The sequence below is a fragment of the Glutamicibacter sp. MNS18 genome (assembly GCF_026107515.2).
Taxonomy (GTDB): domain Bacteria; phylum Actinomycetota; class Actinomycetes; order Actinomycetales; family Micrococcaceae; genus Glutamicibacter.
This window is the reverse complement of record NZ_JAPCHW010000032.1, coordinates 1-1,322: the sequence shown is the minus strand read 5'-3', so window position 1 is coordinate 1,322 and position 1,322 is coordinate 1. Positions and strand designations below refer to the sequence as shown.

Below are 1,322 nucleotides of genomic sequence, written 5' to 3'. Positions count from 1 at the left end.
GGCCGGTAGTACGGAGGCAGGTACGGGTCCGCTTCCAGCTGCTCATCGCTAATCGGGATCCGCAAATGATCACGGAACCCCTTCAAATCCTCCAGGGTCAACTTCTTCATCTGATGCGTCGCGTTACGCGCCTCGAAATGCGGACCCAACCCGTACCCCTTGACCGTCTTGGCCAGGATCACCGTGGGCTTGCCCTTGAACTCGACCGCGGCCTTATACGCGGCATACACCTTATGGTAATCATGCCCGCCACGCTTCAAATTCCAGATCTCATCATCCGACAAATGCGCGACCATCTCCTTGGTCTCCGGACGCTGACCAAAGAAATGCTCCCGCACAAACGCCCCGGACTCGGCCTTATACGTCTGGTAATCCCCATCCGGGGTCTGGTTCATCACCTCGACCAGGGCATTGTTCTCATCCCGATCCAGCAGCGCATCCCACTCCCGGCCCCACACGACCTTGATCACGTTCCACCCCGCCCCACGGAAGAACGCCTCCAACTCCTGCATGATCTTCCCATTACCCCGCACCGGCCCATCCAACCGCTGCAGGTTGCAGTTCACCACGAACGTCAGGTTATCCAACCGCTCATTCGCGGCCAACTGCAAGAACCCCCGCGACTCGGGCTCATCCATCTCCCCATCACCCAAAAACGCCCACACCTGCTGATCACTGGTGTCCTTGATCCCCCGATGCAACAGGTACCGGTTCAACTGCGCCTGGTAAATCGCGTTCGCCGGACCCAACCCCATCGACACCGTCGGGAACTGCCAGAACTCCGGCATACTACGCGGGTGCGGGTAGGACGGCAACGCGTGACCGGCCTTGGACTTCTCCTGCCGGAACCCGTCCATATCCTCCTCCGACAAACGCCCCTCAAGGAACGCACGCGCGTACATCCCCGGCGACGCGTGCCCCTGGAAGAAGATCTGATCCCCACCCCCGGGATGATCCTGCCCACGGAAGAAATGATTGAACCCGACCTCATACAACGTCGCGGCCCCGGCATACGTGGAAATATGGCCACCCACCCCGATATCAGGATGCTGACCACGATGCACCATAATCGCCGCGTTCCACCGCATAAACGCCCGATACCGGCGCTCGACCTGCTCATCACCCGGGAACACCGGCTCCTGATCCACCGGGATCGTATTCACATAATCCGTCGTGGTCACCATCGGCACCCCCACGGACTTCGCCCCGGCCCGCTGCAACAACGACCGGATAATGAACTGGGCCCGCTCGGTCCCCTGCGACTCGATCAACGAATCAAAAGAATCCAACCATTCCTGGGTCTCTTCCGGATCCCGATCAGA

General features: G+C 60.1%; 1 pseudogene. It reads right to left on the bottom strand.

From position 1 onward, the window contains the following. Nucleotides 1-1,322: pseudogene (locus OK351_RS17830) on the bottom strand (pyruvate dehydrogenase (acetyl-transferring), homodimeric type); the annotation flags it as partial.